Source organism: Acinetobacter sp. ANC 4973 (assembly GCF_002135275.1).
Classification (GTDB): domain Bacteria; phylum Pseudomonadota; class Gammaproteobacteria; order Pseudomonadales; family Moraxellaceae; genus Acinetobacter; species Acinetobacter kyonggiensis.
Map to the genome: position 1 here is coordinate 81,420 of NZ_NEGM01000007.1, position 12,666 is coordinate 94,085.

Genomic DNA, 12,666 nt, shown 5'->3' on the forward strand with positions numbered 1-12,666 from the left:
CAATAAATTTTTAGTCTTGTCCTAACTCTTTTAGAATTAGTTGACGGATTTCCTCAGGAAGCCGTGTTGGACGCATGCCGTCTACACTGATACATGCCAATTCGACTTCACCAGATGCCAGCATGATTTCACCACGATAAATATTTTGTTGCAATACAAAAGATGTTGCTTTACATGAAACAACACTCGCTGTAACCGTAATCAGGTCATCCATAAGGATTGGACGTGAATATTTCACATTTATTTTATGTACTACAAAGTGATAATCTTTTTGATGCCAGTAATGCTCAACACCTGCCGCACGTAACCATTCAGTACGGGTACGCTCCATAAAGCGAATATGATTTGCATGATAGACAATGCCACCTGCATCAGTATCTTCAATATATACACGAATTTGAAATTCGAATTTATTCGCCATGATCTTGTTCCATTTTGGGTTCGGTTTTATGTTTTAAAGCCGTGCTTTTAGGGAGATTTTCATCTTTTGAGATGATGCTGTATTCGCTAAGAGTCAAGCTCTGTATAGCGTGGAAGTTTAGCACTCTGAGCTTTTCCTCCAATGGCACAAGGTTTCAAATACAATTTGAAGCTATATAAAATTATTGATGAACTGGATACACTCTTCTTGTTCTGGGGGAGAACATGCATGAGTCGATATATAAAGTGGTTGATGGCACTGGCAATAGGTTATGCGCTTTGGTTGTATTGGGCTGCACCTCATTCTGCTATTCAGGATTCAACCGATGATCAAGTGGTCGATGGTGTGCATCACAGTGATCAGTTTGTGATGACCAATTTGGCACCCTATGCAGGTGAGTTTCGAGTTTTGTCCAAAGAAAACTATAACTTTGGGCGTGAAGCTGAACTCAGTCCAGTCGATTTTGCTTTAGGCTGGGATCGAATGGCAGATCCTGCGGTTTATAAGCAGCTGTCCATTCGGCAGAGTAACCGTTGGTATTATTGGCGCTATGAAAATACACCACCTATTCCTGTAAATGAAATATCAAGTCAAAGCGCCAATACGCATTTAATTCCTGCAAGCAAAGCCATTGCCAAACAACTGGCGCAAATTGATCAAGATAATTTGATTTATTTAAAAGGGCAGTTGGTTGAAGTAAAGGCCCACGATGGATGGACATGGCGTAGTTCACTCAGCCGTGAAGATACGGGTAATGGTGCATGTGAGTTGATGCTGGTGGAAGAAGTTAGGGTGATTTCTAAGTCTTAGATCTTTTATTTGTTGAATTAAGCAAGAATATGATTTTGTGGAGAGGATAAGCTAATTGAACTTGGTTTCAGGCACTCTTTCTAATGTTGTATGTGATTAATTTTCTATATGGTTTGGTCTATTTACTTTTGACGGGACAAAAGTAACAAAATCCCTCTGTTGGATTGAGGGTATATCCTGAGCAAGCTTTAAGCACTGCTTTAAAGCGTAGCGCAAGTCAATCCAACGGGCGACATCCATGTCGCCTGTCATGTGATTTTTTAAAGTGATGAATTTTTAAAAATAAAATATAAATTTATAATCAAATATTTGGAAAGAAGAAATTAGACAGTTTAGGCATGAGTTATTTGAGTATTTTAAAGATGAATTTGAAAGAGTTACAAAGGGAGAATAAATCTCCCTTTTCTCATTTATCTTTCGGTTCAGGTGGTGTCATCCCAAACTGTAAATACGCCATATTGGTGGCAATACGCCCGCGTGCTGTACGCATCGCATAACCTTGCTGAATCAAATACGGTTCAATGACATCTTCCAAGGTGCCTGAATCTTCTGCCATTGCCGCAGCTAAAGCTTCCACACCAGCAGGGCCACCGTCAAAACGCTCTAACAACATACTTAAATAACGACGGTCTAAAGTGTCTAAACCATCTTTATCAACATTTAACATGTCCAATGCACGTTGCGCCATATCTTGGTTGACTTCGCCAGTCCCTTTGACTTGAGCATAGTCACGAACACGACGCAGTAAACGATTGGCAATACGGGGCGTACCGCGTGCACGCCGAGCAATTTCTTTAGCGCCATCGGCAGTCATGGGAACATCCATTAAACTGGCTGAACGTGACACAATGTGAGTTAAGTCAGCAACCGAATAAAACTCTAAACGCTGCACAATACCAAAACGGTCACGTAGTGGAGAGGTCAGTAAGCCTGCACGAGTGGTTGCTGCAACCAAAGTAAATGGAGGCAAGTCCAGTTTAATCGAGCGTGCACCTGGGCCTTCACCAATCATAATATCGAGTTGGTAGTCTTCCATTGCTGGGTAGAGAATTTCTTCAATCACAGGGGAAAGACGGTGGATTTCATCAATAAATAAAACATCACCTTCTTCAAGGTTGGTTAGCATGGCGGCCAAGTCACCGGCACGTTCCAGTACTGGGCCTGAAGTGGACTTTAAGTTACCACCCATTTCACGTGCAATAATATTGGCCAGTGTGGTTTTACCCAAACCGGGTGGGCCAAAAATTAAAGTATGGTCAAGTGCTTCACCACGTCCACGTGCTGCGCCAATAAAGATTTCCATTTGTTCACGCACCACAGGTTGACCCACATAGTCATCGAGTGAAGTGGGGCGAATGGCACGATCAAAATGATCTTCAGGTTTTTCAGAACCACTGATTAAACGGTCTTGCATAATGATTTAGATTTACCTTTAGGGGCATCAATTGAGTCTGTGATGATTCATACAGTCTCAGATAAATATTTGAGTTTAGATGCCATTGTGTCGGCATAACTTTACTTTTGACAGATGAGCAGTATACCGCGCAAGGTAACAAAACCCTTTTGTTAAATAGAGGACACGTCCCGTATCTCCTATTTAACTGGCGACATCCATATCGCTATTCGTGTAGTGTTAGATTTAAATCTTTTTATCTATTCATTGATTTTAGCGCAGCACGAATAATATCACTGGCTTCAGTAAAATCTGCTTTTACCGCATTAATCAGTTTTTGCGCTTCGGCAGGTTTATAACCCAGTGATTGTAACGCAGCTTCTGCTTCGGCAACGGCTGAATTGGAATTGAATTGAATTTGAGTTGTGGTTGAGTTTACAGAGGTTGAACCTGATGCAAGTGTTTTAAAGCGATCACGCAGTTCAATCATCAAACGTTCAGCGGTTTTTCTACCCACACCCGGGACTTTAATGAGTGTATTAATATCTTCATTTTCAACGGTATGAATCAGCAGGTCGATACTTAAAGTGGATAGGATGCCTAAAGCCATTTTAGGGCCAACGCCGTTGACTTTAAGGAGGGTGCGGAAAATGGTTTTTTCCTGTGCATCTAAAAAGCCATAAAGCAATTGCGCATCTTCACGTACGGTTAAATGCGTCCATAATGTGACTTTTTGCCCCTTTTGTAATTGGCAAAAGGTCGAAAGTGGGGTATCCACTTCATAGCCAACGCCATTTACATTTAATAATACCGTTGGTGCTTCCAAAGCAAACACTTCACCAATGAGACATCCAATCATTTTGATTTTTTCACTTATCTATCGTTCGTTGCATAGTAGTGAGCATTTGTCATAAAGGCAAAATGCTCGGTCATTTTTTTGCTGAAATGATCAGCAAAAGTATTCAATGAAGCTGCATTGTTTTAAATGCTTAGATTAAACCCGCTTTATTACCCTGAAGTTCTTGTGACAAGTTATAGGCCTGATGATCGGAAAACTTCGAGATAACGTCTAGTACCTGCATGATATTTTCATAATGGTTACTTTCAAAATTTACACCTGCGCGTTCTAGCATCGACATTAAGCGTTGTTCTTTGAAACTCAGGGTTTTGTGTGGCGTTGTTAGAGGAATAAAGGCATCCAAAATGTTTTGCAGACTTTGATGAGCAATAATCTCTAACCCTGCCTTTTGTGGATGTTCAAAAATTTTATCGCGGGCTAAATTTTTTGCCCGTTCAATCCCTTGTTCAATATCTTCAGAACAATATTGCAATAAGCTGCCTTTGAGCTGACCAGATAAAATTTCAAAGTGATGTTTGGCAAAGGCTGTAGTGACTTCATCCACCAAACGTTTCATCACACGGCCCCGCAAAGCGGCAATTTTTTGTTGCCATGTTGTGTTAGGTAGCGAAAGTTCTGATGGTTTGCCATAGTCTGCAATCAAATCAAGAAAAATAGGCTCTACTTCTTCATAAGACAACATATTTAAAATAATGCCATCTTCAAGGTCAATCAAGGCATAACAGATGTCATCTGCGGCTTCCAAAAGGTAAGTTAAAGGATGACGGCAATAATGGTATTCGCCCAGTTGAATTAAACCGAGTTGTTCTGCAATCTGTTTAAGGATTTCTTTTTCTGATTGATAGCAGCCAAATTTAGCACGCTGACTGGCAGGGCGATTGCCTTGAGATGCAATGGTTTTAGATAACCATGGGTACTTTAAGTAAGCGCCTAATGTTGCGTAAGTCAGGCGCATGCCGCCATCATTGGGATGATAATCAATTTTAGTCAGTAGACGTAAGCCTTGCGCATTGCCTTCAAATTGGCGTACATCGGCTTGTTCTTCTGCGCTGAGCTTTTCTAAAAAGTTACCGTGCGAAGCATCATCGAACCATTCACGAATCGCATATTCACCAGCATGTCCAAAAGGTGGATTACCAATATCATGCGCGAGGCAAGCCGCTTGAATAATCGCGCCAACATCGGCGGGGGAAATCCATACTGGCAGTTGATCTTTGATTTTTTCAGCCGCTAACATCCCCAAAGAGCGACCAATACAGGACACTTCAAGAGAATGGGTTAAGCGGGTATGAATACCATCGTGTTGTGTCAGCGGGTGAACTTGAGTTTTACGATTTAGTTGTCGAAAGCTCTGTGAAAAAATAATGCGGTCATAATCTTTATGAAATGGGCTACGTGCCTGTTCTGTACTTTGTTTTTTGCTACCAATACGAACTGTTGAAAGCAGTTCAAGCCAACGCATTTGAGTCATTTATCATTATTCAGTTATCGCTTATCAGCATCATGCCAAAAAACTAAAAAAAGCACTAGAGCAGGGCGACATGATTTGTCTTATATCTTGTCGTGTTTTTTGAAGATACTTTTAATTCGCGTTTATTTGGTTTTTTATGAGAGTGTGGCAATGTTAATGGTTATTGATATTGCATGATTTTTGGGCAATGATTCCTGTAATCAGCATTATTTTCTTGAATGAATAGATGAAAGGCGATGTATTAGAGTTCATATCATAGCAGTACAGCATTTTGATCCTAAGTCGCTGGAAATTGCAGCTAAAATAGTCGGGTATTGACTAGGAATATGGGCTTCACAATAGCCCGAAGTACGTTAAATAATATTTAGAAACAAGATATTTATGGATCAGATATAAGGAAAATTCAAAATTTTTAGCTGAAAATTAAAGTATTCTTAATAGATCTTGCTTGAATAGACGGCACATTCGTGAATTTCTATCTAGCTGATTTGGTCAATACGAAGTAGAATATGCGCTCTCTCTAAGTCACATTGGCGGTATGGTCCAAAAGACCTGCCCGTGGAGCCAAAATCAGCATGTTTATCGTGGCCGGTGCGCAAGCACACTCTTCTTTTAAGAAAACTCAACTCTTAAATCGCCTCGCGTCATTGAGTTCTGTTCAATCAATTGAAAGTCAATGGATTTATCTGTTTGATCAAGCGCTCAACGAGCAGCAGCATCAATCTGCATTACAACTATTAAATGACGGTGCTTCTTTTGAAGTTCGCCAAGCCGCAAGTGATGAAATTCAAATTCTTGTCACACCGCGTTTAGGTACGATCTCTCCGTGGTCGTCTAAAGCAACGGATATTTTTGCTAACTGTAATACGCCTATACACCGCCTTGAACGCGGTGTTTTGTTTACTTTAAAAGGTGTTTCTGAAATATCTGCTGAAGTGAAACTTGCGTTACATGACCGCATGACCGAAAGCGTGTTCAATCAAATTGATGATGCTGCTGCATTATTTTCTGAGACTGAGCCAAAACCTTTAAATTCAATTGATATTTTAGGTCAAGGCAAAGCAGCCTTGGTTAAAGCCAATTCTGAATTTGGTTTTGCACTTTCTGATGAAGAAGTTGATTATTTAACCGCAGCATTTACCAAAATGGGTCGTAACCCACATGACATCGAACTCATGATGTTTGCACAAGCGAACTCAGAGCATTGTCGTCATAAAATCTTTGGTTCTGAATGGACCATTGATGGTGAAAAACAACCTTTATCATTGTTCCAAATGATTAAGAACACCTATAAAGAATCTCCTACAGATGTTTTGTCAGCATATAAAGACAACGCTTCTGTTATCGTCGGTTATGACACACAACGTTTTTATCCAAAACCAGATGAAAATGGTCACTACGTTTATAAATATAAGAGCCAAGCTGCTCACATTTTAATGAAAGTGGAAACCCATAACCATCCTACAGCGATTGCGCCATTTGCAGGTGCAGCGACGGGTTCTGGCGGTGAAATTCGTGACGAAGGTGCAACAGGTCGTGGTGGTAAACCTAAAGCAGGTTTAACAGCATTTACCACATCTAACCTGAATATTCCAGGCTTCGAACAACCGTGGGAAGACAACTACGGCAAACCATCTCGTATGGCATCTCCGTTGCAAATTATGATTGAAGGCCCACTGGGTGGCGCTGCATTCAATAATGAATTTGGTCGTCCTGCGTTAAATGGTTACTTCCGTACTTTTGAACAAAATGTAAATGGTGACGTTAAAGGTTTCCACAAGCCAATTATGATTGCTGGTGGTTACGGTAACATTCGTCCTGATCATGTTGAAAAAGATGCAATCCAACCGGGTGACTTGCTCATTGTGTTGGGTGGCCCTGCAATGCTGATTGGTTTAGGCGGTGGTGCAGCATCTTCTGTAGACAGTGGTAAATTGGGTGAAAACCTAGATTTTGCTTCAGTACAACGTGAAAACCCAGAAATGGAACGCCGTTGCCAAGAAGTGATTGATACCTGCTGGCGCTTTGAAGATGCCAACCCAATCGTTTCTGTACATGACGTAGGTGCAGGTGGTGTTTCCAATGCAATGCCTGAGCTTGTGAATGATCACGAACTCGGTGCAGTGTTAAATCTTCGTAAGATTCCTTCATTAGAGCCAGGTATGTCTCCAATGGAAATCTGGTCAAATGAAGCACAAGAGCGTTATGTATTGGCGATTCGTCCAAGCTCGTTGTCATTATTTGAGTCGATCTGTGCACGTGAGCGTTGCCCGTTTGCTGTGTTGGGTGAAGCGACTGAAGCGCGTCATTTGACGGTTGAAGATCCATTGTTTGATAACAAAGCGGTGGATATGCCAATGCAAGTCATGCTGGGTGGTACACCTCGCATGAGTCGTTCATACGAGACAATTGAACGTCAAGGCGATGACTTTGATGCATCAAAAGTTGATTTGAAAGAAGCGATTTACCGTGTTCTTAAAAATCCAACAGTTGCCTCAAAATCATTTTTGATTACCATTGGTGACCGTTCAATTACTGGTATGGTTGCACGTGATCAAATGGTGGGTCGCTGGCAAGTTCCTGTAGCAGATGCTGCGGTAACCACCACAAGTTTAGTCGGCTTTACAGGTGAAGCCATGGCGATGGGTGAGCGTCCTCCTGTTGCCTTGTTAAATCCTGCTGCGTCTGCACGTTTGGCTGTGGCTGAAGCAATCTCCAACATCATGTGTGCCAACATCGAACAGATCAGCGACATTAAATTGTCTGCGAACTGGATGGCGGCAGCGGGTCAGCAAGGCGAAGATCAAGCCTTGTTTGAAGGTGTTAAAGCCATTGGTATGGAAATGTGTCCTGCACTTGGCATTGCAATTCCAGTCGGTAAAGACTCATTGTCTATGCGTACCACATGGAATGATGAAGGGATCGATAAATCGGTGACTTCACCAATGACCGGTGTGATTACCGCATTTGCACCAGTGGGCGATGTGCGTAAAACACTGACTCCTGAATTGAAAAATGAAGATTCAGTCTTGGTACGTATTGACTTGTCTAAAGGTCAGTTCCGTCTTGGCGGCTCGATCCTTGCACAAGTGTATAAAGCGATTGGTTCAATCACACCAGATGTTGATAATTTCGATGAGTTCAAAGCATTCTTTGCTTTAGTTCAAGACTGGAACAACCGTGGCTTAATCAAGGCTTACCATGACATTGGTGATGGTGGTTTGCTTGCAACTGTTGCAGAAATGATGTTTGCATCACGTTTGGGTGTAGCACTACAAGATCAATCTACAGACAGTTTATTTGCTGAAGAAATTGGTGCAGTGCTTCAAATTAGCGCGGCTGATTGGGAAACACTACAAGCAGAAGTTGCAGCATCGATCTTGAAAGATGCAATTGCTGTAGTGGGTACAGTTAATACAACGGATACTTTAACGGTAAATGGCTTGAACTTAGACCGTGCTGATTTACAACAAGCATGGACTGAAGTATCACATCAAATCCAACGTTTACGTGACAATGTTGAAACAGCAGATCAAGAATATAGCTTGATTGCCAACAAAGAACACAAGGGCATCATTGCATTACCAACCTTTGACTTAAATGAACCTGTTGAAGCGCCGTATATCAATTCACGTCGTCCAAGTATGGCAATTTTACGTGAACAAGGTGTCAACGGTCATGTAGAAATGGCTGCGGCATTCGACAAAGTGGGCTTCAATACTGTTGACGTTCATATGAGTGATCTAATTGCGGGTCGTGTTGATCTTGATGATTTTGAAGGTCTGGCAACGTGTGGCGGTTTCTCTTACGGTGACGTTATGGGTGCAGGGGGCGGTTGGGCGAAATCTGTTCTATTCAACCCTAAACTTCGTGATCAATTTGAGAAATTCTTTAACCGTGATGGAACCTTCTCTTTAGGTGTGTGTAATGGTTGTCAAATGCTATCGCAATTGGCTCCCCTTATTCCGGGTGCTGATAACTGGCCGCGTTTCCACCGTAATACTTCAGAAATGTTTGAAGCGCGTGTGGCGAATATCCGCATTGAAAAATCAAACTCTGTCTTGTTAGAGGGTATGGAAGGCTCGATTTTACCAATCGCAATTGCGCATGGTGAAGGTCGTGTCGTTGCAAGTAGCGAGAATATTGCTGCTTTAAATGCAGGCAACCAAGTCAGCCTACGTTATGTAGATAGCTTTGGTAATGCAACACAGCACTATCCATTGAACCCGAATGGTTCACCAGAAGCGATTACAGGTGTAACCTCTGCTGATGGTCGTGCAACCATTATGATGCCGCACCCTGAACGTAACTTCCGTGCAGTTCAGCATTCTTGGAAACCTGAAGAGTGGACTGAAGATGGTGCATGGTTACGTATGTTCCGTAATGCACGTAAATTTATTGGTTAATCTGAAGTAAATTTTTAAAGCCACCTTCGGGTGGCTTTTTTATTTGGTTGTATTTTTTTTAAAATTTTAAATTTTCCTGCTGGACTTGGTTTGGATTTTGCTTTTATATTGGAGTGAAATACATTTTGTATGTTTTATGCGCAATGATGATGCAATATAGACCAAAGATGGTGAACCCAATATAAGTTCAGGATTGAATCTCGAAGTGAGGTGACACAATGCTAAAAACGATGACATATACGAGTGTTGATAAAACAGCGCTGCGTAAGAAAGGCTGGAAGCTATTTGTGGTGGTTGTGAGTTTGCAATTGATCTTTCTAATTTTAGGTTATGCCTTACAGATGTAAAAGAAAAGCCACCGAAAGGTGGCTTTTCTAAAAACCATCTTCTCTGGGAGATAACCACATACTATATTTTTCTTTTAATTGCTGTCTGAAAGATTCATCCTGAATAATAAAATCTATACCTCCATCGTATGGTGAAACTATTATTTTTTTCTCAAAAGAAATGAGGAATGCTTCAACCTCATCATTTGCAATTTTTAATAATAAATCATCATGAAAATTTGGTTCCCATGTGGTTTTGAAATGTAGGGGTAAGTAGTTAAGATCGTTATCCTCACCATCATCAAAAATGATAGGGTCACTTTTATGTAAGTTTAGTATAGGTGATGTGATAAAACTATATGGAAGAGTTTTTCGCATATCGTACTTTGAATTATTTTCATTTCCATATAAATAATTCCCTGTAACAATAAAAATAGATGTTTGCGGATGGAAACAATCAGTAATGATTTGATTGTGTCGTTTCAGTAAGAGTTCATATTCTTCTTTAGTTTCAGCATATCGCTTTGAATCAGGTAAGCTATGAATGCGAAACCATTGCTCTGGAAAGTAATGTGGTAACAAGTGGGGAATAGGTGTTTTTTTTGGAAAAGAGTTATTCCATAGTTGTTCAAAAGTTTGGGTCATCTTTAATTTTTGTTTATTCATAATTAATTTAATATAGCTTAGTATCAGATAAATTTTCCACTTATTAAATCCAATGCTCAAACTGATCTACTACGTTCCAGAATCCCATCTTGAATCTACCAAACTTGCCATTTTTGAAGCAGGGGCAGGCGGTATAGGCAACTATGAACATTGTGCTTGGCAAGTATTAGGTACAGGGCAGTTCAAACCTGTAAAGGGTGCAAATCCATTTGTTGGTGAGTTAGATATTTTAGAACAAGTTGCTGAATGGCGTGTAGAAACAATTGTTGTTGAAGATAAAGCACCTGCCGTGGCAAAGGCTTTAAAAGTAAGCCATCCTTATGAAGAGCCTGCTTTTGAGTTTATTCAAATGATTGATGTTCAATACTAAAAAACTCATGGCGGAGTCTTGCTGTTATGAATTTAAAGTAGGTTTTAACCTTCGGTTCGACCTACTTTTCTTTCGGGAAAAGTAGGCAAAACCATTGTCATCAGCAAAACTCGGCAGAGTCCATCATTTGATTAAACTGATCACAGAAACTTTACGATGTATATTAATCCTGCCTCGAACAGTTGCTGATGACTTTACCGCGTATCGAATGGCCGTTATCTGTTTATATTATGAAATTCAAACCTTTTGAATAAATAAATTACGGTCAAAACGGTATTGCGGGAAGAAGACTCCATCTTCGGCACGTTCACCCGCAGCAATCACCATGACAGGGTATTGCTGATTATTCAGATTTAGAATTTTTTTCACCAAAGGCTCATCAAAACCTTCCATCATACAACTGTCAAAACCATAAGCACGTAAAGCCAGTACAAGGTTTTCACAGGCTAAAGCTGTGGTTTTACTGGCCCAAAGTTTGGCATCTGCTGGATTGAATGCAGTTACAGGCAATTGCTTGTCAAACTGACGTGCAACTTTGAAAGCTACCTTCTTAAAGTTACCTAGGGCATTGAAGTAACCCGTTTTATAGTTATAGGGAATAAAACGATAATACTTTTGTACAGTTGCAGGCGCTTCTGGGAAAGGGAACTCAGTAATGTTCATTTTCGCCATTTCATCTAAACGGTCGGTACGTGCCACACAAACTATCAATTCCGAAGCCGTTTTTGCAGCCAATTGATTCAAACAGGCTTTGACCAATTGCTTTTTTTTCGCTGCCGATTGCACCACATAAAATGTCCACGGCTGTAAGTTTGAGGAATTTGGTGCCAGTAAAGCCAAGTCTAAGCAGTCATCTAACACTTCCGCAGGAATGGCTTTGTCGGTAAATTTACGTACCGAACGACGACTGGTAACAACCTTTTTAAAATTTTCGACATCAATATCCTGCGGTGCAGGTTCGTAATAGCGTTTTTTTTCAGCGTTATTTTGAGACATAATGTTCGCCTAATAGGAATGTATTAAAAAAAATGCAAGGGTTGAAAGTATAAAACCACTTAGCAATTTAAATCACTAAGTGGTTTTTAATTTTTAAGTGCTTAAATTTAGTTAAATTGAGCAAAATCAGGTTTACGCTTTTGCATAAATGCAGCTACAGCTTCAGCCATTTCTGGTGAAGAAACGCGCTGCATAAAGATCACAGCTTCATCATCTACACAGTCTAAAATTTCTTGTAAATTATGTTTCATTAATGCTTTGGTTTGCTTAATAGAAGCCAATGGCAGTGCAGCTAAAGTTTGCGCTTGTTTCAATGCATGTGCATAAACATCATCTTCAATGCTGTTCACCAAACCTGCACTTAAGGCTTTTTCACTGTTAAATTTTTGTGCAGTGAACAGAAGCTCAGCGGCTTTATGGTAGCCCGCTTGTTGAATGAGTAATTTACTTGAAGCACCTTCAGGAGAAAGACCCAGACTGACAAATGGAATTTGGAATAGGGCAGTGTTGTCGCTATAGACTAAATCGGCATGTAATAAAATCGTGACACCAATGCCAATTGCAACACCACGAACGGCACAAATTAACGGTTTAGAGAATTTCGCAGCAGATTTTAACACGACAAATGGCGGTGCATCACCTGCTTTACCTGCCAGTGGCGTTTGAATAAACTGCATGAAGTCCTGCATGTCATTACCCGCACTGAAGTCAGCATCAGCACCACGTAAAATTACCACGCGAACTTCTTTATCTTGATCGGCTTCATCTAAGGCTTTGGCAATCCATAAATAAAGTTCGCCATATAAGGCATTTTTTGCTTTTGGTCGATTAATGGCTAAAGTCAGTACGCCATTTTCTAAATTCGCATCCAAATGTTCATGAGGTTGTTGAATACAACTAAGTGTCATCGTACTATCCTTGCTTTAAAACTTAATTTAATTTTATGGC

The 12,666-nt window shown here is 40.6% G+C and carries 11 protein-coding genes; 4 read left to right on the forward strand and 7 right to left on the reverse strand.

All coding sequences use genetic code 11. From position 1 onward, the window contains the following. Positions 1-10 precede the first annotated feature (10 nt). Entirely contained in the window at positions 11-421 is a 411-nt protein-coding gene (gene ybgC, locus B9T30_RS10570) for a tol-pal system-associated acyl-CoA thioesterase (protein WP_004648345.1), read from the reverse strand. A gap of 228 nt (positions 422-649) precedes the next feature. Here ybgC and B9T30_RS10575 point away from each other — a divergent pair, with 228 nt between their 5' ends. Next, positions 650-1,231, forward strand: a complete 582-nt coding sequence (locus tag B9T30_RS10575) for a hypothetical protein (protein ID WP_086185019.1) — start codon at positions 650-652, stop codon at positions 1,229-1,231. A 406-nt stretch (positions 1,232-1,637) separates the two neighbouring features. Here B9T30_RS10575 and ruvB read toward each other — a convergent pair whose 3' ends face one another. The 3 genes from ruvB to B9T30_RS10590 all read right to left on the reverse strand — a co-directional run bounded on the left by ruvB (position 1,638) and on the right by B9T30_RS10590 (position 4,954). Further along, entirely contained in the window at positions 1,638-2,645 is a 1,008-nt protein-coding gene (gene ruvB / locus B9T30_RS10580) for a Holliday junction branch migration DNA helicase RuvB (protein ID WP_074946380.1), read from the reverse strand. Between the two features lie 235 nt (positions 2,646-2,880). Continuing rightward, positions 2,881-3,483, reverse strand: coding sequence for a Holliday junction branch migration protein RuvA (gene ruvA, locus B9T30_RS10585; protein WP_086184946.1), 603 nt, complete (start codon positions 3,481-3,483; stop codon positions 2,881-2,883). Between the two features lie 130 nt (positions 3,484-3,613). Beyond that, the gene (locus B9T30_RS10590; protein ID WP_086184947.1) at positions 3,614-4,954 is read right to left on the reverse strand and encodes a deoxyguanosinetriphosphate triphosphohydrolase; all 1,341 of its coding nucleotides are present in this window, start codon (positions 4,952-4,954) and stop codon (positions 3,614-3,616) included. A 575-nt stretch (positions 4,955-5,529) separates the two neighbouring features. Here B9T30_RS10590 and purL point away from each other — a divergent pair. Together purL and B9T30_RS16800 are read left to right on the forward strand one after the other, a co-directional pair. After that, positions 5,530-9,360: a phosphoribosylformylglycinamidine synthase gene (purL, locus tag B9T30_RS10595; RefSeq protein ID WP_086184948.1), complete on the forward strand. Its 3,831-nt coding sequence runs from the start codon at positions 5,530-5,532 to the stop codon at positions 9,358-9,360. A 218-nt stretch (positions 9,361-9,578) separates the two neighbouring features. Beyond that, positions 9,579-9,707, forward strand: coding sequence for a KGW motif small protein (locus tag B9T30_RS16800; protein WP_004648351.1), 129 nt, complete (start codon positions 9,579-9,581; stop codon positions 9,705-9,707). Between the two features lie 27 nt (positions 9,708-9,734). Here B9T30_RS16800 and B9T30_RS10600 read toward each other — a convergent pair whose 3' ends face one another. Beyond that, a complete protein-coding gene (locus tag B9T30_RS10600) occupies positions 9,735-10,352 on the reverse strand; it encodes a hypothetical protein (protein WP_086185020.1) in 618 nt (205 codons plus the stop codon). A 52-nt stretch (positions 10,353-10,404) separates the two neighbouring features. On the opposite strand from B9T30_RS10600, the gene B9T30_RS10605 reads away from it, so the two are divergent. Then, a complete protein-coding gene (locus B9T30_RS10605; protein WP_086184949.1) occupies positions 10,405-10,722 on the forward strand; it encodes an NGG1p interacting factor NIF3 in 318 nt (105 codons plus the stop codon). Positions 10,723-10,959: 237 nt separating this feature from the next. Here the strand turns inward: B9T30_RS10605 and B9T30_RS10610 are convergent, their stop codons facing one another. Continuing rightward, a complete protein-coding gene (locus tag B9T30_RS10610) occupies positions 10,960-11,718 on the reverse strand; it encodes a nitroreductase family protein (protein WP_086184950.1) in 759 nt (252 codons plus the stop codon). 107 nt (positions 11,719-11,825) lie between these two features. Next, a complete protein-coding gene (locus B9T30_RS10615; RefSeq protein ID WP_086184951.1) occupies positions 11,826-12,626 on the reverse strand; it encodes an enoyl-CoA hydratase in 801 nt (266 codons plus the stop codon). Positions 12,627-12,666: the final 40 nt, after the last annotated feature.

Excerpts from the sequence above, each read along its gene's own strand:
- B9T30_RS10575 (WP_086185019.1), top strand. The coding sequence starts at position 650 with ATGAGTCGATATATAAAGTGGTTGATGGCACTGGCAATAGGTTATGCG.
- ruvB (WP_074946380.1), bottom strand. The coding sequence starts at position 2,645 with ATGCAAGACCGTTTAATCAGTGGTTCTGAAAAACCTGAAGATCATTTT.
- B9T30_RS10615 (WP_086184951.1), bottom strand. The coding sequence starts at position 12,626 with ATGACACTTAGTTGTATTCAACAACCTCATGAACATTTGGATGCGAAT.
- ruvA (WP_086184946.1), bottom strand. The coding sequence starts at position 3,483 with ATGATTGGATGTCTCATTGGTGAAGTGTTTGCTTTGGAAGCACCAACG.
- ybgC (WP_004648345.1), bottom strand. The coding sequence starts at position 421 with ATGGCGAATAAATTCGAATTTCAAATTCGTGTATATATTGAAGATACT.
- B9T30_RS10600 (WP_086185020.1), bottom strand. The coding sequence starts at position 10,352 with ATGAATAAACAAAAATTAAAGATGACCCAAACTTTTGAACAACTATGG.
- purL (WP_086184948.1), top strand. The coding sequence starts at position 5,530 with ATGTTTATCGTGGCCGGTGCGCAAGCACACTCTTCTTTTAAGAAAACT.
- B9T30_RS10610 (WP_086184950.1), bottom strand. The coding sequence starts at position 11,718 with ATGTCTCAAAATAACGCTGAAAAAAAACGCTATTACGAACCTGCACCG.
- B9T30_RS10590 (WP_086184947.1), bottom strand. The coding sequence starts at position 4,954 with ATGACTCAAATGCGTTGGCTTGAACTGCTTTCAACAGTTCGTATTGGT.
- B9T30_RS16800 (WP_004648351.1), top strand. The coding sequence starts at position 9,579 with ATGCTAAAAACGATGACATATACGAGTGTTGATAAAACAGCGCTGCGT.
- B9T30_RS10605 (WP_086184949.1), top strand. The coding sequence starts at position 10,405 with ATGCTCAAACTGATCTACTACGTTCCAGAATCCCATCTTGAATCTACC.